The sequence below is a fragment of the Solibacillus sp. R5-41 genome, from assembly GCF_002736105.1.
GTDB lineage: Bacteria > Bacillota > Bacilli > Bacillales_A > Planococcaceae > Solibacillus.
Map to the genome: position 1 here is coordinate 876,909 of NZ_CP024123.1, position 20,877 is coordinate 897,785.

Annotated in this window: 17 protein-coding genes; all 17 read left to right on the forward strand. The window is 38.7% G+C overall.

Features of this window, described 5'->3' with window-relative positions; genetic code table 11:
• Positions 1 to 319: 319 nt before the first annotated feature.
• The 17 genes from ileS to pyrE all read left to right on the forward strand — a co-directional run bounded on the left by ileS (position 320) and on the right by pyrE (position 20,415).
• Complete coding sequence (gene ileS / locus CSE16_RS04030; protein ID WP_099422702.1) at positions 320 to 3,085, forward strand: isoleucine--tRNA ligase; 2,766 nt, start codon at positions 320 to 322, stop codon at positions 3,083 to 3,085.
• A 213-nt stretch (positions 3,086 to 3,298) separates the two neighbouring features.
• On the forward strand, positions 3,299 to 4,015 hold the full coding sequence (locus CSE16_RS04035) for an AzlC family ABC transporter permease (RefSeq protein ID WP_099422703.1): 717 nt from the start codon (positions 3,299 to 3,301) through the stop codon (positions 4,013 to 4,015).
• Positions 4,012 to 4,338 (forward strand): AzlD domain-containing protein, encoded by a 327-nt coding sequence (locus CSE16_RS04040; protein ID WP_099422704.1) that lies wholly within the window; start codon positions 4,012 to 4,014, stop codon positions 4,336 to 4,338. Before CSE16_RS04035 ends, CSE16_RS04040 begins: the two co-directional genes overlap by 4 nt.
• 157 nt (positions 4,339 to 4,495) lie before the next feature.
• Positions 4,496 to 5,638, forward strand: a complete 1,143-nt coding sequence (locus tag CSE16_RS04045) for an FIST signal transduction protein (protein ID WP_099422705.1) — start codon at positions 4,496 to 4,498, stop codon at positions 5,636 to 5,638.
• A gap of 5 nt (positions 5,639 to 5,643) precedes the next feature.
• A complete protein-coding gene (locus CSE16_RS04050; RefSeq protein ID WP_099422706.1) occupies positions 5,644 to 6,624 on the forward strand; it encodes a methyl-accepting chemotaxis protein in 981 nt (326 codons plus the stop codon).
• A 234-nt stretch (positions 6,625 to 6,858) separates the two neighbouring features.
• Positions 6,859 to 7,338: a signal peptidase II gene (gene lspA, locus CSE16_RS04055; protein ID WP_099422707.1), complete on the forward strand. Its 480-nt coding sequence runs from the start codon at positions 6,859 to 6,861 to the stop codon at positions 7,336 to 7,338.
• Positions 7,335 to 8,267 carry an RluA family pseudouridine synthase gene (locus tag CSE16_RS04060; protein WP_099422708.1) on the forward strand — a complete coding sequence of 311 codons (933 nt, stop codon included), beginning with the start codon at positions 7,335 to 7,337 and terminating at the stop codon, positions 8,265 to 8,267. The genes lspA and CSE16_RS04060 overlap by 4 nt, the downstream gene beginning before the upstream one ends.
• A 643-nt stretch (positions 8,268 to 8,910) precedes the next feature.
• Positions 8,911 to 9,456 (forward strand): bifunctional pyr operon transcriptional regulator/uracil phosphoribosyltransferase PyrR, encoded by a 546-nt coding sequence (pyrR, locus tag CSE16_RS04065; RefSeq protein WP_099425742.1) that lies wholly within the window; start codon positions 8,911 to 8,913, stop codon positions 9,454 to 9,456.
• Between the two features lie 13 nt (positions 9,457 to 9,469).
• On the forward strand, positions 9,470 to 10,765 hold the full coding sequence (locus tag CSE16_RS04070; protein WP_099422709.1) for a solute carrier family 23 protein: 1,296 nt from the start codon (positions 9,470 to 9,472) through the stop codon (positions 10,763 to 10,765).
• A 183-nt stretch (positions 10,766 to 10,948) separates the two neighbouring features.
• Complete coding sequence (locus CSE16_RS04075) at positions 10,949 to 11,827, forward strand: aspartate carbamoyltransferase catalytic subunit (RefSeq protein WP_099422710.1); 879 nt, start codon at positions 10,949 to 10,951, stop codon at positions 11,825 to 11,827.
• Positions 11,828 to 13,102 (forward strand): dihydroorotase, encoded by a 1,275-nt coding sequence (locus CSE16_RS04080; RefSeq protein WP_099422711.1) that lies wholly within the window; start codon positions 11,828 to 11,830, stop codon positions 13,100 to 13,102.
• Complete coding sequence (gene carA / locus CSE16_RS04085) at positions 13,102 to 14,202, forward strand: glutamine-hydrolyzing carbamoyl-phosphate synthase small subunit (RefSeq protein ID WP_099422712.1); 1,101 nt, start codon at positions 13,102 to 13,104, stop codon at positions 14,200 to 14,202. Before CSE16_RS04080 ends, carA begins: the two co-directional genes overlap by 1 nt.
• The gene (gene carB / locus CSE16_RS04090) at positions 14,195 to 17,392 is read left to right on the forward strand and encodes a carbamoyl-phosphate synthase large subunit (protein ID WP_099422713.1); all 3,198 of its coding nucleotides are present in this window, start codon (positions 14,195 to 14,197) and stop codon (positions 17,390 to 17,392) included. Before carA ends, carB begins: the two co-directional genes overlap by 8 nt.
• A 1-nt stretch (position 17,393) precedes the next feature.
• Positions 17,394 to 18,167, forward strand: coding sequence for a dihydroorotate dehydrogenase electron transfer subunit (locus CSE16_RS04095; protein WP_099422714.1), 774 nt, complete (start codon positions 17,394 to 17,396; stop codon positions 18,165 to 18,167).
• Positions 18,164 to 19,075 carry a dihydroorotate dehydrogenase gene (locus CSE16_RS04100; protein ID WP_099422715.1) on the forward strand — a complete coding sequence of 304 codons (912 nt, stop codon included), beginning with the start codon at positions 18,164 to 18,166 and terminating at the stop codon, positions 19,073 to 19,075. Before CSE16_RS04095 ends, CSE16_RS04100 begins: the two co-directional genes overlap by 4 nt.
• Before the next feature lie 2 nt (positions 19,076 to 19,077).
• Positions 19,078 to 19,785, forward strand: a complete 708-nt coding sequence (gene pyrF, locus CSE16_RS04105) for an orotidine-5'-phosphate decarboxylase (RefSeq protein WP_099422716.1) — start codon at positions 19,078 to 19,080, stop codon at positions 19,783 to 19,785.
• A complete protein-coding gene (pyrE, locus tag CSE16_RS04110) occupies positions 19,786 to 20,415 on the forward strand; it encodes an orotate phosphoribosyltransferase (protein ID WP_099422717.1) in 630 nt (209 codons plus the stop codon).
• Positions 20,416 to 20,877: the final 462 nt, after the last annotated feature.

Here is a 20,877-nt window from a genome sequence, read left to right on the forward strand (position 1 = left end):
GGCTTTTTTGTAGGTAATTATAGGTATTTACTTGACCTTAAGGCGTATCACCAAACTATAAGGGTGGCAATGCGCTAGAAATGTAAGTTGATTGGAATGAAGGAGAGGCGAGTGTAGCTGACGGTTGACGCCTTTCGCTACAGAGCAAAGCTTCCTGCGGGAACAGCACGAGCGAAAAATCCAATTATTTCGAGATTCCTCTCGAAATAAGTTAGTTGGAGCCGTGCCCACGGAAAGCGTCCTTACCGGAGTGGAAATTAACCCCTAGTTGCAGTGGTTATCTAAATTTTACATCTAAATTATTTAGGAGGCTTTTGAAATGGTAGAGTATAAAAACACGTTATTAATGCCAAAAACAGATTTCCCGATGCGCGGTGGCTTGCCGACGAAAGAACCACAAATTCAAGCACAGTGGGATGCAATGGATATTAACAAACTAGTAAAAGAACGTACGGAAGGCCGCCCACACTTCGTATTACACGATGGCCCTCCTTATGCAAACGGTGATATTCATACAGGTCACGCGTTAAATAAAGTAATTAAAGATATGATTAACCGTCAAAAATCTATGACAGGTTATCATGTTGATTATATTCCAGGCTGGGATACACATGGTTTACCAATCGAGCAAGCTTTAACAAATAAAGGTGTTAAGCGCAAAGAGATGTCAGTAGCGGAGTTCCGTGAGCTTTGTGAAAAATATGCATATGAGCAAGTAGCTAACCAAAGTACACAATTCCAACGTTTAGGCGTACGCGGTGACTGGGCAAATCCTTACATTACGTTAAAACCAGAATTTGAAGCACGTCAAATTGAAGTATTCGGTAAAATGGCGGAAAAAGGCTATATTTACAAAGGCTTAAAACCTGTTTACTGGTCACCATCTTCAGAATCAGCTTTAGCTGAAGCAGAAATCGAATATAAAGATGTTGAGTCGTATTCAATTTATGTAGCATTTGGCATTAAAGATGCGAAAAATGTCGTGCCAGCAGATGCTAAATTTGTTATTTGGACAACAACACCTTGGACAATTCCTGCGAACTTAGGTATTTCAGTAAATCCTGAATTCACATACGTAGTTGTAGAAGCAAATGGTTCAAAATATATTGTAACGAAAGATTTACTTGCAAATTTATCAACTACTTTTGGTTGGGAAGATGTGCAAATTGTTCAAGAAGTAAAAGGGCAAGAACTAGATATGCTTGTTGCGGAGCACCCAATTTACAAGCGTGATTCATTAGTAATGGTAGGCGATCATGTTACTGCTGAAGCAGGCACGGGTTGTGTTCATACAGCGCCTGGACACGGTGAGGACGATTACCAAATTGGGAGTCGTTACGGCTTAAACATCTTATCTCCAGTAGATAATGGTGGCTGCTATACAGATGAAGCGCCAGGATTTGAAGGGCTATTCTATGAAAAAGCAAACCCGATTGTGATTGAGAAGCTAAAAGAAGAAGGTGCATTATTAAATGTATCGAAATTCAAGCACTCATATCCACATGACTGGCGTACGAAAAAACCAGTAATTTTCCGTGCAACACCGCAATGGTTTGCATCGGTAGAAATTTTCCGTGATGAATTATTAGATGCAGTAAAAGCAACTGAATTCACACCAGCATGGGGCGAAACACGTCTTTACAATATGATTCGTGACCGCGGGGATTGGGTAATTTCTCGTCAACGTGCATGGGGTGTTCCGATTCCGATTTTCTATGCTGAAAACGAAGAACCAATTATCACACCAGAAACAATCGCGCACATTTCAAAATTATTCCGTGAGCATGGTTCAAATATTTGGTTCCAAAAAGAAGCGAAAGAATTATTACCTGAAGGCTTTACACATCCAGGAAGCCCTAACGGTAAATTCACGAAAGAAAATGACATTATGGACGTTTGGTTCGATTCAGGTTCATCTCACCAAGGTGTACTTGTTGAGCGCGGTATGAAATATCCAGCTGACCTGTACTTAGAAGGTTCAGACCAACATCGTGGCTGGTTCAACTCATCATTAATCACATCGGTTGCGATTAACGGTTATGCACCGTATAAAGCTTTATTAACACACGGTTTCGTATTAGATGGTGAAGGACGCAAAATGTCGAAATCACTTGGTAATACAATTGATCCATTAAAAGTAATGAATCAATACGGTGCGGATATCCTACGTATGTGGGTAGCGTCAGTAGATTATACAGCTGACGTACGTATCTCAATGGATATGTTAAAACAAGTTTCTGAGACATACCGTAAAGTACGTAACACATTGCGTTTCTTACATGGGAACGTAACAGACTTCAACCCTGAGACGGACCGTGTAGCGTATGATGATTTACGTGAAATGGATCAATATATGTATATGCGCTTGCAAGATGTTGTGAAAGCAATTCGTTCAGCATATGACCGTTATGACTTCTCAACTGTTTATTCAACAGTAAACAACTTTGTAGCAATCGAGCTTTCTTCATTCTACTTAGATATTGCAAAAGATGTTGTATATATCGAGGGTATGGATAATAAAGACCGCCGTGCAATGCAAACGGTTATGCACGATACATTAATGGCATTGTTAAAATTATTAACGCCAATGATTCCTCACACTACGGAAGAGTTATGGGAATATGTAGAATTAGAAGGCAAAGTGCAGTCAATCCAATTAATGGACTTCCCTGAAGTAGACGAAAAAGCCAACTTTGCAGAATTACGCACGAAATGGACGAAATTAATTGCCGTTCGTAATGAAGTATTAAAAGCTTTAGAAGAAGCTCGTAATGCGAAAACAATCGGTAAATCTTTAGAGGCGAAAATTTCGGTTTATGCAGATAGCGAAACAGTTGAATTATTAAGTGATGAAAAAATTAACTTTGCACAACTTTCAATCGTTTCTCAATTTGTCGTTGCAGGTAACAAAGAAAATGCGCCTACAAACAGCCTTGTATTAGAAAAAACGTCACTTGTCGTTGAAAAAGCAGACGGTAAAAAATGTGAACGTTGTTGGACAATTTCTGAAACAATTGGGGCAGTAGAAGCGCATGCTACATTATGTAAGCGTTGTGCGGATGTAGTCGAAAACTATTACGTATAACATTAAAATGGAGCATTATCAAAATTCGATTTTTGGCAACTCCTTTGCTTCAAGGATATAGGGGTCTTGTTACGACCCCCGCAGAAGCTATGATTATGTGAAGAATTTTATTACATCTACAAGGGGTTGTTCCGTAGTTTTGACTTACGGGGCAACCCTTTATTTCTACCTTTTTAGTTTTCTGAAAAGAATGAAATTTAAGGGGGCATAAAAATGGAACAAAGTTATTCGAAAGCAATCACACCAGATACATTTTTACAAGGTGTGAAAGATTGTGTTCCGACACTTTTAGGATACATAAGTATAGGTGTAGCATTTGGTGTTGTCGGAATTGCTTCTGGTATTTCAGTTCTTGAAGTATTTTTACTTTCAGTACTCCTCTATGCAGGTTCGGCGCAATTTATATTTTGTGGACTTTATTTGGCAGGGGCACCTGTTTCAGCAGTTGTATTAACGATATTTATTGTTAATTTACGACATTTACTTATGTCTTTAACTATAGCGCCGTATTTTACAAACTATTCGACACTGCGTAATATTGGTTTTGGCACGCTGTTAACTGATGAAACGTTTGGGGTATCAGTTGTATCAGCTGGTAAGGAAGGGCGTCTTGGCGGTAAATGGATGGACGGGCTCAATGTAACTGCATATCTAACATGGATAGTGGCTTGTACGATTGGAGGGGTTATTGGGCAATGGTTACCTGACCCGGAGAAATGGGGTCTTGATTACGCACTCGTTGCTATGTTCGTTGCCTTACTCGTTTTGACACTTGCTAGTATTCCGCGGGTAAAATTAATGCATTACATAAAACTAGTTGGCTTGATGGTTGTCATTATGTATGGGTTACTTTATTTTATGCCAGGACATTTAGCTGTTTTACTTTCAACGTTAATTGTTGCGACGACTGGGGTGGTAACTGAAAAATGATAACTTCAATGGCAATGGTACTGCTCATATTAGGTTGTGCACTTGTAACCTGGATTCCAAGAATTCTACCTTTTGTGTTGGTAAAAAATGTGCAAATGCCGGATTTTGTGTTACGCTGGCTTGCTTACATTCCCGTTTGTATTTTGTCTGCACTCGTAATTGAAGGGATGTTTGTGAAAGAAGCTCAACTAGTGACAATTGATTGGCTTCATTTATGCGCATTTATTCCAACTTTACTTGTTGCGTTAGTGACGAAAAGCTTGTCAAAAACAGTTATTGCAGGAGTTTTAACGATGGCTGCGCTACGTTTTTTCTTTAGCTAAATTATTTAAGGGGAGACTTAATTAGTTTTATAGCTGGGGGGCCTTTTTTTAGGATATATTCAGTGAATTACATTAAAAATTTGAATTATGTTATAATTTTCTCGCATTGAAATACAAATAATATGTAAAAATTGATTTTTATAGAAGGGGATAATGTATGGATTTTATTTACTCAACTTTAACGACGACGCAGCAGCCGGAAAAAGCGGTGGAAGAACTAGCACGTAACTTACATAAAGAACCAGGTTTAGTTTTATTTTTTGCAAGTACAGTCTATTCATTTGAAAAACTAACAGAATTATTCAAAGAAAAGTATCCGCAAGCCCAAATTGTTGGTGTCACAACAACTGGTGAAATTGGACCACAAGGTTATAGTGAATCAAGTTTGTCTGCGCAAAGTTTCTCTAAAAGTTTTGGTAAAGCGAAAGCCGTTTTAATGAAGGACATCGTTAAGTACCCAATTTTTGATAGAGAAAATATAGTGCAGGCGGCAAAATCAATCGGTATACAAGTTACATCAAAGATGATTGAAAAAGAAGGACTTGGCCTTGTTTTTCCGGTAGGCTTAAAGGCAGGGGAAGAAAAAATGTTGTCAGTCGTGAATTCAATTTTTCAATATGACGGGTTTCCGATTTTTGGGGGTACTGCAGGTGATGATGCGAAATTTGTGATGACGAAAGTTAGTGTTAATGGTGAAATAACAACAACTGGCGGGGCGGCAATCTTTTTAAAGCCTGTTGTTGAATTTTATATTCATAAAGAAAATATATTTAAAAGCACAGGAAAACAGGTGAAAATAACAAAAGCAGATCCAGAAAAACGAATAGTTTATGAAATGAACCATCGACCAGCGGCAGAAGTTTATGCAAAGTTAATTAATGTCCCAAAAAATGAGTTAGGAAAGCATTTTGCATTACATCCACTTGGGCGAAAGTTTAATCATGATTTTTTAATTGCCTCACCTTTTGAAGCAAAGTCTTCTGGAGAGGTCGAATTTTATTGTCAGGTGTATGAGGGGGCAATAGTTGATATTTTAGAGCCAAAGAATCCAGTACTTGAAATGGAAAAAACTATTGCTGATTTTACCAATCGTTTTACAGAGCTACATGGTGTATTAGGAAGTAACTGCATTTTACGTAAGCTCCAATTTCAAAATGAGCAACTCTTTTCAAAGTTGAATACGCAGTTGAGTGTTTTGCCGAATTTATGTGGTTTTTCAAGTTACGGTGAACAACTAAATAAGTCACAATTAAACCAAACATTGCTCCTTATTGGCTTTGGAAAATTACGATTGGGGTGAACAACATGCTAAAGCAACTATTTATGAAAAACAAACTAACTGAAGATGTTCAACAAGAACTCGATGCGTTAACGCTAGAAGAACGTACTCAAGTCATTGCCAGCGTAGAAGAACTATTAGAGTTATTGAATAAAGCTAATACGAAAAATACGGAAAGTGATAGCCTGTTTATGGAGCGCATCACGGTTATTTCTGAATCCATTCAGCAAGATCAGCAGCTGTTACAATCTTCAAATGAACGCGCCAATTCCATTGTTCAAGAAACAGAAGAAATTCAACAAATTACAGCAACCGTTGAAGCTCAAGTTGAAAGCAATCGCCAGCTCATTGTCGAAGGTAGCAATCAAATGAACGAGCTATATGAACAAATGGGAAATGTTCGTGAGATTTTCGAACAGTTCGGACAATCGATTGGTGTGGTACAACAAGAAACGAAAGAAATTATGGATTTTGCAAAATTAATTGGCGCCATTGCAGATCAAACAAATTTATTAGCATTAAATGCTTCTATTGAAGCTGCACGTGCAGGTGAACATGGAAAAGGTTTTGCGGTGGTGGCAGCTGAAGTAAGAAAGTTGGCAGAGCAAAGTAAAAATGCGCTTATCCAAATTAATGGAAAGGTGAATGACATTGTTCAACATATTGAAGACGTTGTCATGAATATTCATCAAGAACAGCAAACGGTTCAAAAGACGCAGCAAATGTCTGCTGAAACAAAACAATATTTTGGACGAATTGAGCAATCAGAGAGTAAACTTGCGGAAAATATGTTAGCCATTCAACAAGCAACAAGTCAGACATTAAATCAAGTTGTATCATTCCAACAGTTATTAGAGCAAATTGTACAATCTTCAAAAATGTCGATGGATCAAATTGAACAGCTATATGGGTTTTCTGAAAGCAAATCGTATAATGCGAATGATATGATTACGTTTATTATACAAGTGAATCATTTAATCACAGCTTTAAAAAATGACCATTTATAATAAGCTGTAAAAGAATATCCTACTTAAAAATGATTTCTTTGTATAAAAGTTAGAAAATTATATGTATTTAATGAATTCCATGTACAATGAATTAAAGAATCCCCTCCGTTTATTTATCACATGGTATTTGGCGTGAGATGTGTTTTTCTAAAGATATTTCTATCGTTAAAATTGTCGTTCAAACATATAATTATGTTAAAATAGGAAAGATATATCGTAAACGGAGGACTTGCTATGTATAAATATTACGGATTAGCATTATTTGCAGTCATTATTGATCAATGGACAAAATGGCTTGTCGTTAAAAATATGGAGTTAGGGGAACGTATTAGTATATGGGACCCGTGGTTTGGACTATTATCACATCGTAATCGTGGCGCTGCATGGGGCATGCTGGAAGGGCAAATGTGGTTATTTACGATTGTGACAATTGCCGTAATTATTGCGATCTTGTATTTTTACCATACTGAGGCAAAAGGCAAGCCGCTATTTCAAATTAGTTTAATGCTGTTATTAGGCGGTGCATTAGGGAACTTTATCGACCGACTATTCCGTGGAGAAGTAGTGGATTTTTTCGATGTTTTCATTCCCATCATCAATTATGACTTCCCGATTTTCAATATTGCGGATGCTGCATTAACAATCGCAGTAGTCATGCTCTTTATTACGATTATTTTAGAAGAAAAAGCAGAAAAGAAAAAGGTGGAAAAATGACAGTAGTCACATTAACAATAGAACAATTTGCTGGAGAACGTTTGGATAAGGCACTTTCACAGATAGAAGAAGCTTGGTCACGCTCACAAGTTTCAACTTGGTTAGATCAAGATCGTATTACCGTGAATGGCGCTAAAGTAAAAGCGAAATATAAGGTAAAAGAAGGCGACGTTATTGAAGTGGACGTGCCAGAAGTAGAAGAATTAGAAATTATTGCAGAAGATTTAAACTTAGAAATTATTTATGAAGATAGCGATGTTTTAGTTGTTAACAAGCCACGTGGTATGGTTGTTCATCCGGCGCCAGGTCACGTTAAAGGTACTTTAGTAAATGGTTTAATGCATCATTGCACTGATTTATCAGGAATTAATGGTGTAGCACGACCAGGGATTGTACATCGTATCGACAAAGATACAACGGGCTTACTAATGGTTGCAAAAAATGATATAGCGCATGAAGGACTAGTGAATCAATTAGTAGATAAATCGGTTACACGTAAATATACAGCACTTGTGCATGGCCATATTCCGCATGATAAAGGAACAATCGATGCGCCAATTGGACGCGATTCGAAAGACCGTCAAAAACAAGCGATTGTTGATAAAGGAAAGCATGCTGTGACACATTTCACGGTTTTAGAACGCTTTGGCAATTTTACTTTAGTAGAGTGCCGTTTAGAAACAGGTCGTACGCATCAAATCCGTGTGCATATGAATTATATTGGCTACCCTCTAGCGGGAGATCCGAAATATGGTCCGAAAAAGACAATTGATTTCGGAGGTCAAGTATTACACGCGGGCGTACTTGGTTTTATTCAGCCTGTAACGAAAGAGTATATTGAGTTTGAAGCACCATTACCAGCAGACTTTGAACAATTATTAACAGAAATTCGCGCTCAAGCAACATTAAAAAAAGATGAGACTGAGTGATTTTGTTAGACCATTTATTATTTGTTATTAGCTAGTGTACAAAAGCGTTCCCGTAAATGTGTTTAAATTGTCTTATGTTCTAGTGAAGGGTACTGTAAAAGTGATAATTACCATCTTCAAATAATAAATAGGCACTTCTTGTTCGATTTTGAACAAGAGGTGCCTTTTCTCTTTACTTATATAAGTTAAACAAAAGATTCTATCATTTCGATTTAAGTTTTTTATTATGGATGCCAATAAAGTGCGTAGCTAGCATAAAAGACACATTCTTAATTAGAATTTTTAATAAGAATTAAAGGTCAGATAATTCCCACTAATAGAACATTTTAAAGTGGTTATCTGACCTTTTAAAATGGGTTGACAGTAGAATGAAACAAGCCTATACTAAACAACAGTGAATGAAACAACTTGACGAGAGCAAGTAAGTAATCACGAACTCATTTAAATAGTGTTCACCTTTAATGGCAGTCCAGAGAGGCTGAGAAGGTATGATATGAAACGTTATCGAGTTTTTTATGTGAAGACACTCGTGTGCCGTTTTTTAACATTGACTTTTTCAACCCTCTAGATAAAAATCTAGGGGGTTTTTATTTTGGATTGGAAGTACGTGAACATGAAAAAAAACGATGAAGGGGGAAGCGATATGCCACAAATTACGGAATTACTAGATGGGCCCTCATTAAACCGGGCAGTTACTCGAATTGCGCACGAAATTATTGAACGTAATAAAGGCATTGATGAAGTTATTTTAGTTGGTATTAAAACGCGTGGTGCCTATTTAGCGAAGCGATTGGCGGAGCGCATTGCAACGATTGAGGGGAAAGAAATTCGCACGGGTGAGCTAGATATTACACTGTATCGTGACGATTTATCAACGAAGCATGAGAATGATCAAGCGCAAGTACAACAAGTCGATATTAATTATCAAGTAAATAACCAAAAAATCGTTCTTGTAGATGACGTATTATATACAGGTAGAACGGTACGGGCAGCACTAGATGCAATCATGGATTTAGGGAGGCCCTCACAAATACAGCTAGCCGTGTTAGTAGATCGAGGTCACCGTGAGTTGCCAATTCGTGCGGATTATGTAGGGAAAAATATTCCGACTGCTGGTCATGAACGCATTGTTGTCAACTTAGTAGAAGTAGATGGACAAGATTTAATAACAATTCATAAAGAAGATTAAGGGAGTTGTCAACATGTCAAAAGCAGTATTAGATATCAATGAAAAGCCGAGTGTTGGCCAACTTATTACATTCAGTTTCCAGCATATGTTTGCCATGTTTGGTTCAACAATTTTAGTGCCAAAACTAGTGGGACTTAGCCCGTCAATCGCCCTTTTAACAAGTGGAATTGCGACGATTATCTTCTTACTTATAACACAATTTAAAGTACCAGCGTATTTAGGTTCTTCATTCGCCTTTATCTCGCCAATCGTTATCGTAGCAGGTTTAAGTGAAGCAGGTGTTTCAGTAAATCCAGGAAACGCCATGATGGGTGCCATGCTCGTTGGTTTAGTTTATGCCCTCATTGCTTTAGTCATTTGGAAAACAGGTTATAAATGGTTAATGAACATTTTACCGCCAATCGTTGTAGCACCAGTAATTATCGTAATCGGTCTTGGGTTATCAGGTGTCGCAGTTGAAATGGCGATGAACGTCAATGGGGAGTATAGTGGGTTACATTTCTCTGCAGCATTAGTAACACTACTGACTGCCATCATCGTCAATGTTTACTTTAAAAACATATTAAGTGCCATGCCGATTTTAATAGGTATTATTGTCGGGTACATTTACTCTGTAGCGATAGGAATTGTAGACTTCACAGCAGTTAAAGAAGCCAAATTCTTTGCCATGCCGGACTTCTTGATTCCAGGTGTTGATTATGATTTGAACTTTACATGGGCGATCTTTTTCGGAATGGTGCCAATCGTAATTGTAACGATTTCAGAGCATATAGGTCACCAACTTGTATTAGGGAAAGTCGTCAATCGAAATTATGTGAAAGACCCAGGTTTACACCGTTCTATTTTAGGGGATGGATTAGGAACATTTGCATCAGCGCTTATCGGTGGTCCACCAAAAACAACTTACGGTGAAAACATCGGGGTTCTAGCGATTACACGTGTATACTCAGTTTACGTCATTTTAGGTGCAGCAGTCGTTGCGATTGTGGTGTCATTCTCAGGTCAATTAATGGCGATTATTGAAACAATTCCAACGGCCGTACTTGGCGGTATTTCAATCCTATTATTCGGGATTATCGCATCTAGCGGATTACGTATGCTCGTAGAAAACAATATAGACTTCGGGAATAACCGCAATATGGTTATTGCATCGGTAATCCTAGTAGTTGGAATTGGCGGAGCAGCTATTCGCTTCACAGAAAGCTTTGCGATTGAAGGTATGGCATTAGCATCAATCATTGGTGTCCTGCTAAACTTACTCCTACCAGGTCGTGAAAAAGTAGAAAAAGATATTTATGAAACAAAATAATAGTACCTTTTAAAGAATTGTCCAGAGAGGCAAGCAAGGGAACTTTGATGAACGTGAGATAGGTGTATACTACCTAGCTTTAGCTCGTCATGCCTTCCTTGCCTAGCTGATGACGTCAGTTAGGCTTTTTTTCTGAAATTTAAACACAATTGCTTCATATTTCACCATTATTGGAGGCGCTTTATGAAAAATTTACTTTCAATGGAACATTTATCAAATGAAGAAATTTTACACATCCTAGACCGAGCGAAGGCGTTTGAAAATGGCGAAGAGCCAAAAACAGCCCGAACTTACAACGTAGCAAACTTATTTTTTGAGCCAAGTACTCGTACGAAAACGAGCTTTGAAATGGCAGAGCGTAAAATAGGGTGTACGGTTATCCCATTCGACGCTGGCTTTTCAAGTGCAGTGAAAGGCGAAACGATGTATGACACAGTTAAAACATTAGAAATGATTGGCATTGATGCAGTAGTTATTCGTGCAAAAGAAGACGAATATTACAATGAGCTGCTAGAAGGAATCAACGTTGCGGTCATTAACGCAGGCGATGGTGCAGGTCAACATCCATCACAGTGTTTACTAGATTTATACACAATCAAAAAAGAGTTTGGCACATTTGAAGGTTTAAATGTCACAATCGTAGGTGATGTTTCACATAGTCGCGTAGCTAAATCAAATGCAACAGCCTTAACAAAATTAGGTGCGAATGTACGCTTCCTATGTCCACAAGAATGGGCGGGCGACTTTGAGGCATTCTATTCTTGGGATGGAATACTTGAAGATAGTGATGTCATCATGTTGTTACGTATTCAGCATGAGCGTCATACAGTAAGTAAAAGCTTCTCGAAAGAAAGCTATCACGTGAAGTACGGCTTAACACCAGAACGCGAAAAAATGATGAAGAAGGCAGCAATCATTATGCATCCAGCTCCAGTGAATCGCGATGTTGAAATTGCCGATGAATTAGTAGAGTGTGAACGCTCTCGTATTTTCCAGCAAGTGCGGAATGGTGTATATACACGAATGGCAATTGTAGAAACAATTTTGAAGGGGAGAGAATAAATGACAACAGTTATTCAAAATGTAAAACGATTAGATGAGCAAGGCGAATTACGAGTTTCTACTATAATAATTGAAGATGGAAAAATCACTGGCTTCGATGGAGAAATTCCAGCAGGTGCGAACGTAATTGATGGACAAGGTCATTTTGTATCACCGGGATTCGTCGATGTACATACACATTTACGAGAGCCGGGCTTTGAACATAAAGAAACAATTGCAACTGGAACAGCATCTGCAGCAAAAGGTGGTTTCACAACAATTTGTGCGATGCCAAATACGAAGCCTGTACCGGATTCAGTTGAAAATATGCAATTAATTAACGGATTAATTAAGGACAGCGCGGTTATTCGCGTCCTACCATTTGGATCATTAACGAAAGATATTTCTGGTGAAGTTCGAACGAATATGGAAGAGCTTAGAGAACATGGTGCGGTTGCATTCTCAGATGACGGTGTCGGTATACAATTAGCTTCAACAATGTATGAACAAATGCAACAAGCGGCAAAAATGGATGTAGTTGTTGTAGCACACTGTGAAGATAACTCATTAATTTACGATGGTGTTATGCATGAAGGAACGCGTAATAAAGAACTTGGTTTACCAGGTATTCCTTCAATTTGTGAATCGGTACAAATTGCTCGCGATGTATTACTTGCTGAGGCAGCAGGTGCTCGTTACCATGTTTGTCACGTTTCAACAAAAGAATCTGTTCGTTCTGTACGCGACGCTAAAGCAGCGGGCATTAAAGTAACAGCAGAAGTTTGTCCACACCATTTACTACTTGAGGAAATGGACATCCCTTCTGACGATGCAAACTGGAAAATGAACCCACCATTACGTGCGCTAGACGACAAGGATTCATTACATGCTGCATTATTAGACGGCACAATAGATTGTATTGCAACAGACCATGCACCACACACAATAGAAGAAAAATGCTGCGGTATGGTTGGCGCTCCATTTGGGATTGTCGGGTTTGAAACAGCGTTCCCATTACTGTACACAAACTTTGTAGAAACAGGGAAATGGACATTAAAGCAATTAGTTGATTGGATGAGCGTAAAAGCAGCACAAATTTTTGACTTACCATATGGCACATTAGAAATCGGTGCATCAGCAGATTTAGTGCTAATTGATTTAAATAAAGAGCAAACAATTGACGCGGATGGCTTTGTGACAAAAGGGCGTAACACACCATTTAATGGTTGGGTTGCAAAAGGTTGGCCAGTCATGACAATTTGCGAAGGTAAAATCGCATATCAGGAGGCAAAATAATGAAAACACGTTTATTAATTTTAGAAGATGGCACAGTATTTACAGGTTCTGCATTCGGAAGTGACCAAGCATCGCAAGGTGAGGTTGTCTTCACTACAGGGATGACAGGATACCAAGAAACATTATCAGATCCATCATTTTACGGACAAATTATCACGCTAACATATCCGTTAATTGGTAACTACGGCATTAACCGTGATGATTTTGAATCGATTACACCAGCAATTCGTGGTTTCGTAGTACGTGAATTAGCAGATCAACCATCTAACTGGCGTTCAGATATGACATTAGACGAGTACCTAGCTTCTCAAAACATTCCTGGTATTGAAGGCATTGATACACGTAAATTGACGCGCATTATCCGTTCAAAAGGTGCTGTACGCGCGATTTTAACTGAAGCAGATGCAGACGTAGATGTTGAAAAAGTCGTAGCAGAATTACAAAACACACCGTTTATTACTAATCATGTGCATGAAGTATCGCCAAAAGCTGCTTATCCATCACCAGGTCGCGGTAAACGCGTAGTGCTAATTGATTATGGGATGAAACACGGAATCTTACGTGAATTAAATAAGCGTGACTGTGACGTAATTGTTGTACCTTATAACGCGACAGCTGAGCAAATTTTAGCGATGCACCCAGATGGCATTATGCTATCAAATGGTCCTGGTAACCCAGTAGACGTAGCAGAAAGTATCGAAACAGTTAAAAACTTAATCGGAAAAGTCCCAATGTTCGGTATTTGCTTAGGTCACCAAATTTTCTCATTAGCATCCGGAGCAAGTAGCTTTAAATTACCATTCGGACACCGTGGTGGAAATCACCCAGTTAAAGATTTACGTACAGGTCGTACAGATATCACATCTCAAAACCATGGCTATGCAATCGACATTGAGTCATTAAAAGGTACAGATTTAGAATTAACACATGTCGCATTAAATGACGGTACATGCGAAGGGGTTCGTCATAAAAAATTCCCGATTTTCTCAGTACAGTATCACCCAGAAGCATCACCAGGTCCAGAAGATTCAAATCACTTATTTGATGAATTTATGGAAATGATGGAAATTGAAGCAGCAAAGGAGAACCAACATGCCTAAACGTACAGATATAAAAACTATTTTAGTAATCGGATCAGGTCCAATCGTTATCGGTCAAGCAGCAGAATTTGACTATGCAGGAACACAAGCATGTCTTTCATTAAAAGAAGAGGGATACCGTGTAATCCTTATTAACTCAAACCCAGCAACAATTATGACGGATACAGAAATCGCAGATAAAGTATATATCGAGCCAATTACATTAGAGTTCGTATCACGTATTTTACGTAAAGAACGTCCTGATGCGATTTTACCTACACTTGGTGGACAAACAGGTCTAAACATGGCAATTGAATTAGATGAGTCTGGCATTTTAGATGAGCTAAACATCGAAATTCTTGGTACAAAATTAGACGCGATTCATAAAGCAGAAGACCGCGACTTATTCCGTAATTTAATGTATGAACTAGGCGCACCAGTACCAGAATCAGACATTATCCATAACATGGTCGAAGCTAAAGCGTTAGTTGCACGTATTGGTTATCCAGTAATTGTTCGCCCTGCTTTCACACTTGGTGGTACAGGCGGCGGTATTTGTCACAACGATCAAGAGCTAGAGGAAATTGTAACTTCAGGTTTAAAATATTCACCAGTTACACAATGTCTACTGGAAAAATCAATTGCTGGTATGAAAGAAATTGAATATGAAGTAATGCGTGACGCAGCAGATAATGCCATCGTTGTATGTAACATGGAAAACTTTGACCCAGTGGGGATTCATACAGGGGATTCAATCGTTGTTGCACCAACACAAACACTAACTGACCGCGAAAATCAAATGCTACGTAATATCTCTTTAGATATTATCCGTGCACTAAAAATTGAGGGTGGCTGTAACGTACAGTTAGCACTTGATCCAAATAGCTTTCAGTACTATGTAATTGAGGTAAACCCACGTGTATCTCGTTCATCAGCATTAGCATCAAAAGCAACAGGTTACCCAATTGCTAAATTAGCAGCAAAAATCGCAGTTGGATTAACATTAGATGAAATTAAAAACCCAGTAACAGGTTCAACATTCTCTTGTTTCGAACCAGCACTTGACTATATTGTCGCGAAAATTCCACGTTGGCCATTCGATAAATTCGAATCAGCAAAACGTAACTTAGGTACACAAATGAAAGCAACTGGTGAAGTAATGGCACTTGGTCGCACATTTGAAGAAGCTTTACTTAAAGCGGTTCGTTCTTTAGAAACAGGTCACGTACACATTGAAATGAAAAACCCAGAAGAGCTAACAGACGCTTGGATCGAAAAACGTATTCGAAAAGCAGGAGACGAGCGCTTATTCTTCATCGGTGAAGCATTACGTCGCGGAGTTACAATCGAACAAATTCACGAATGGTCAGCGATTGATTTATGGTTCTTACACAAGTTACAAAAAATCGTTACGATGGAAGCGACACTTGTTGCGAATAAAAACGATAAAGATGTGTTACGCACAGCAAAACGTTTAGGCTTTGCAGATAAAAAGATTGCAGAACTTTGGGGAACAACAGAGGCAGCAATTTATGCATTCCGTAAAGAAACGGGCATCATTCCTGTTTATAAAATGGTTGATACATGTGCAGCGGAATTTGAGTCAAACACACCATATTTCTACGGTACGTATGAAGACGAAAATGAATCGATTCGCTCTGAAAAAGAATCAGTTATTGTACTAGGTTCGGGTCCTATCCGTATCGGTCAAGGTGTTGAGTTTGACTATGCAACAGTACACTCTGTATGGGCGATTCAAGAAGCGGGTTATGAAGCAATCATTATTAACTCGAATCCAGAAACAGTTTCAACTGACTTCTCGATTTCAGATAAATTATACTTTGAGCCATTAACAATTGAAGATGTGATGCACATCGTTGACTTAGAGCAACCAATAGGTGTTGTTGTTCAATTCGGTGGTCAAACAGCAATCAACTTAGCAGATAAATTAGAATCGAATGGCGTGAAAATTTTAGGTACAACTTTAGAGGATATTGACCGTGCAGAAAACCGTAACAAGTTCGAGGCGGCATTACAAGAGCTGAAAATCCCGCAACCACAAGGTGAAACTGCTGTTTCAAAAGAAGAGGCATTAGTCATCGGTGAAAAATTAGGCTTCCCAGTACTTGTTCGACCTTCTTACGTATTAGGTGGTCGCGCGATGGAAATCGTGTATAACTTAGAGGAACTTGCTTACTACATGGAGCATGCAGTAGAAGCATCTCCAGATCATCCAGTACTTGTTGACCGTTACTTAACGGGTCAAGAAATCGAAGTAGACGCGATTTGCGACGGTGAAAATGTATTAATTCCAGGTATTATGGAGCATATTGAGCGCGCAGGTGTTCACTCAGGTGACTCAATCAGCGTTTATCCACCGCAAAAATTAACGGATGCACAAAAGGAGACTTTAGTAGACTACACAACGCGTTTAGCACGTGGTTTAGGTATTGTCGGATTAATGAATATCCAATATGTAATGAGCGAGGGAGAAATTTACGTAATCGAAGTAAATCCACGTTCTTCTCGTACAGTGCCATTCTTATCGAAAATTACAAATATCCCAATGGCTAATATCGCAACAAAAGCGATCCTAGGTCAATCGATTGTGGAACAAGGCTACCCAACAGGATTAGCGCCAGAGCAAGCGGGTGTATTCGTAAAAGTGCCAGTATTCTCATTCGCGAAATTACGTCGTGTTGACATTACATTAGGCCCTGAAATGAAATCGACAGGGGAAGTAATGGGGAAAGATGCGACATTAGAAAAAGCATTATACAAAGGCTTAGTTGCAGCGGGAATGGAAATTAAAACACACGGTACTGTATTATTCACAGTATCGGATAAAGATAAAGACGAAGCAGTTGTTTTAGCAAAACGCTTCTCAACAGTTGGCTACCGCATCGTAGCAACAGAAGGTACTGCAAAACTATTCGAGCAAAATGGTGTAAAAACAGACGTCGTAGAAAAAATTGGTGGTAAAGGTAAAACATTAATCGATATGATTCAAAACGGCGAAGCACAGCTTGTTGTGAATACATTAACAAAAGGTAAGCAACCGGCACGTGATGGCTTCCGCATCCGTCGTGAATCAGTAGAGAATGGCGTTCCATGCTTAACTTCATTAGATACAGCTGAGGCTATGGTACGCGTAATCGAATCGATGACATTTACAGCAGAAGAAATGCCAAAAGCGGAGGTAACACACTAAGATGATTCGTCAAGAGAAAATGACGGTCGTTGCACAATCACAAATCGCTACGAACATTTTCGAATTGACACTACAAGGGCAACTGGTTCAGGATATGACTCCTGGCCAGTTTGTTCATGTAAAGGTGTCCGATACGTTCGAGCCATTATTGCGTCGACCAATCAGTATTGCAAATGTAGACAAAGAAAAAAATGAATTTACGATGATTTACCGTGCAGAAGGACGAGGAACACAATTCCTTGCAACAAATAGAGAAGGACAAATTGTGGATGTATTAGGACCACTAGGAAACGGTTTCCCAGTGGAAGCAGCACAATCAGGCCAAACCGCATTATTAGTAGGTGGTGGGATTGGTGTGCCACCTTTACATGAGCTTTCGAAGCAGTTAAATGCGCGTGGCGTTAAAACAATTCATGTATTAGGTTTCCAATCGGAAGATGTATGCTTCTATGAAGAGCAGTTTTCAGCATTAGGAGATACGTATTACGCAACAGTAGACGGTTCTAAAGGTACAAAAGGCTTTGTGACAACGGTTTTTGATGATGTAAAGCCAGATTTTGATCTATTTTATTCATGTGGTCCAATACCAATGCTGCGTGCATTAGAGCAATACTACCATGAAAAAGAAGGCTATTTATCATTTGAAGAGCGCATGGGCTGCGGAATTGGTGCATGTTTTGCATGTGTATGTGATACGACAGAGAAGCACGAAAAAGACTATGTCAAAGTATGCTCAGACGGACCTGTATTCCCGAAAGGAGTTGTGGCATTATGAGCCGTATTAATATCGAATTACCAGGATTAGATTTAAAAAACCCGATAATGCCAGCTTCTGGTTGTTTCGGCTTTGGCCGTGAATATGCACAACTATATGATTTATCAAAGCTTGGCGCCATTATGATTAAGGCAACAACCGTAGAAACACGTAAAGGGAATCCAACACCGCGTGTAGCAGAAACTTCTGCCGGAATGTTAAATGCGATTGGTCTACAAAACCCAGGAATTGAAAAAGTAATGGGGGAAGAGCTGAAATTTTTAGAAGGTTATGATGTGCCGATTATTGCCAACGTAGCTGGAACAGAAGTAGCAGACTATGTGGAAGTAGCGGAACGCATTTCAAAAGCGCCAAATGTGAAAGCGTTAGAATTAAATATTTCATGTCCAAACGTAAAATGTGGGGGCATTCAATTTGGTACGGATCCACAAACAGCAAAAGAATTAACACAAGCGGTTAAAGCTGTTTCAAGCGTACCGGTTTATGTGAAATTATCACCAAATGTAACGAGTATTGTCGATATTGCAAAAGCTGTAGAAGAAGGCGGAGCAGACGGTATTACGATGATTAATACACTAGTTGGAATGCGTTTAGATGAGCGAACAGGAAAGCCGGTTATCGCAAATGGTACAGGCGGATTATCTGGTCCAGCAATAAAACCGGTAGCTATTCGCATGGTTTATGACGTGTATAAAGCGGTCAACATTCCGATTATCGGAATGGGCGGCGTGACATGTGCTCAAGATGTTATTGACTTTATGTCAGCGGGTGCATCAGCAGTGGCAGTAGGGACAGCAAACTTTGTCGATCATTTTGTGTGCCCAACAATTATTGACGAACTACCAGCGAAGTTAGACTCGCTAGGTGTAGAACATATTTCTGAAATTATCGGAAGGAGCCATCGATAAGCATGAATAATAAACCGATTATTGCCCTTGATTTTCCAGGTGAAAAAGAGGTCTTTGAATTTTTAAATCACTTTGATGAGCCTTTGTTTGTAAAGATAGGTATGGAACTTTACATGCAGGAAGGTCCAGACATCGTAAAAAAAGTAAAAGATCAAGGACATAATATTTTCCTAGATTTAAAACTACATGATATTCCAAATACGGTGAAATCAGCAATGAAAGGTTTAGCGCGTCTAGGTGTGGATTTAGTGAATGTCCATGCTGCGGGAGGCCGTGCCATGATGGAAGGCGCTCTAGAAGGATTAGAAGCGGGAACAGCAGCAGGTAAGCAACGTGCAGCATTAATTGCCGTGACACAGCTAACGTCAACAACCGAGCAACAAATGCAAGAAGAGCAAAAAATTATGCTATCGTTGCAACAATCGGTCTTACATTATGCTCAAGTAACAATGCAAGCTGGATTAAATGGTGTCGTATGTTCGGTTCATGAAGCGCGCGCAATTCGTGAAGCTTGTGGAGAAGATTTTTTACGTGTAACACCAGGGATTCGTATGCTAGGTGGGCAAGCGCATGATCAAAAACGTATTGCTACTCCAGACGGTGCAAGACAAGATGGTTCATCACTCATCGTAGTAGGTCGAGCAATTACGGGAGCGGCGAATCCAGTTTTAGCCTATCAAGAAGTTTGTCAATTATGGGAGGAAAAATAAATGTCATTACAAAATGAAATCGCACACGCAATGTTAAAAGTAGGAGCAGTAGAGTTAAACCCAACGGATTTATTTACGTGGGCATCTGGCATTCAATCACCAATTTATTGTGATACACGTTTAACGATTTCAGATCCAATCATTCGTAAGCAATTAGCAAAAGGGTTAGCCTCTCTTATTCAAGATAATTTTGAAGGTTGTGGTATTGTTGCGGGAACAGCAACTGCTGGTATTCCACATGCAGCGTGGGTTGCAGATAATTTAGAGTTACCAATGGTTTATGTCCGTTCAAAAGCGAAAGAGCATGGCCGTGGCAATCAAATTGAGGGCAAATATAAAGCAGGCGATAAAGTAGTTGTCGTAGAGGATATCGTTTCTACGGGTGGTTCGGCGATTACGGCGGTAGAAGCATTACGTGCAGCAGGCTGTGAAGTACTAGGTGTTGTATGTGTATATACATATAATTTACCAAAAGCAGAACAAGCATTTGCTGATGCAGGCGTAAAATATGTTTCACTAACGAATTTTGATTACTTAATTGAAGCGGCAAATGAATCAGGAACAATTCAAGAAAGTCAAATCCCTTTCTTAAAAAACTGGCATAAAGATTTAAAAGAAGGTAATTTATAATAGATAAATAACAAACAATTCTAAAACGTGTGAAAGTACTGAAAATTTACTTTACACGTTTTTATTATAGTTATATAATAACCATATTCTTCTTGTAATACTTAAAAATGAGTAACATATACATATTAAGGACTACTATTGAATAAATTATCTTAAAAAACTAATACATTTTACCTGTTTAATGCACTAAATTAACGGAATATTTAAACTTAACTATTAATTTGCTATTTTTTAAAAAAGAGTGTTAAATTAGAATAGTTAGAAAGTTTAGTAATTGACATCTAATTTATTTTATGGATAATTTATATTATAATTCAATAAATTAACATGTACATAGCGAGAGTGTGAGATCGACATCTAGTGAGTAATTAGAGTAGATACTAGCTTAGTAGAGTGTAGGAAATGTTTATCTTCATTCAGCAGAAAACACTTGCTGAATGAAGATAAACGTCTGATTTATTT

Excerpts from the sequence above, each read along its gene's own strand:
- pyrF (WP_099422716.1), top strand. The coding sequence starts at position 19,078 with ATGAATAATAAACCGATTATTGCCCTTGATTTTCCAGGTGAAAAAGAG.
- pyrE (WP_099422717.1), top strand. The coding sequence starts at position 19,786 with ATGTCATTACAAAATGAAATCGCACACGCAATGTTAAAAGTAGGAGCA.
- CSE16_RS04070 (WP_099422709.1), top strand. The coding sequence starts at position 9,470 with ATGTCAAAAGCAGTATTAGATATCAATGAAAAGCCGAGTGTTGGCCAA.
- CSE16_RS04080 (WP_099422711.1), top strand. The coding sequence starts at position 11,828 with ATGACAACAGTTATTCAAAATGTAAAACGATTAGATGAGCAAGGCGAA.
- CSE16_RS04100 (WP_099422715.1), top strand. The coding sequence starts at position 18,164 with ATGAGCCGTATTAATATCGAATTACCAGGATTAGATTTAAAAAACCCG.
- CSE16_RS04045 (WP_099422705.1), top strand. The coding sequence starts at position 4,496 with ATGGATTTTATTTACTCAACTTTAACGACGACGCAGCAGCCGGAAAAA.
- ileS (WP_099422702.1), top strand. The coding sequence starts at position 320 with ATGGTAGAGTATAAAAACACGTTATTAATGCCAAAAACAGATTTCCCG.
- CSE16_RS04060 (WP_099422708.1), top strand. The coding sequence starts at position 7,335 with ATGACAGTAGTCACATTAACAATAGAACAATTTGCTGGAGAACGTTTG.
- pyrR (WP_099425742.1), top strand. The coding sequence starts at position 8,911 with ATGCCACAAATTACGGAATTACTAGATGGGCCCTCATTAAACCGGGCA.
- CSE16_RS04095 (WP_099422714.1), top strand. The coding sequence starts at position 17,394 with ATGATTCGTCAAGAGAAAATGACGGTCGTTGCACAATCACAAATCGCT.
- carA (WP_099422712.1), top strand. The coding sequence starts at position 13,102 with ATGAAAACACGTTTATTAATTTTAGAAGATGGCACAGTATTTACAGGT.
- lspA (WP_099422707.1), top strand. The coding sequence starts at position 6,859 with ATGTATAAATATTACGGATTAGCATTATTTGCAGTCATTATTGATCAA.
- CSE16_RS04050 (WP_099422706.1), top strand. The coding sequence starts at position 5,644 with ATGCTAAAGCAACTATTTATGAAAAACAAACTAACTGAAGATGTTCAA.
- CSE16_RS04040 (WP_099422704.1), top strand. The coding sequence starts at position 4,012 with ATGATAACTTCAATGGCAATGGTACTGCTCATATTAGGTTGTGCACTT.
- CSE16_RS04035 (WP_099422703.1), top strand. The coding sequence starts at position 3,299 with ATGGAACAAAGTTATTCGAAAGCAATCACACCAGATACATTTTTACAA.
- carB (WP_099422713.1), top strand. The coding sequence starts at position 14,195 with ATGCCTAAACGTACAGATATAAAAACTATTTTAGTAATCGGATCAGGT.
- CSE16_RS04075 (WP_099422710.1), top strand. The coding sequence starts at position 10,949 with ATGAAAAATTTACTTTCAATGGAACATTTATCAAATGAAGAAATTTTA.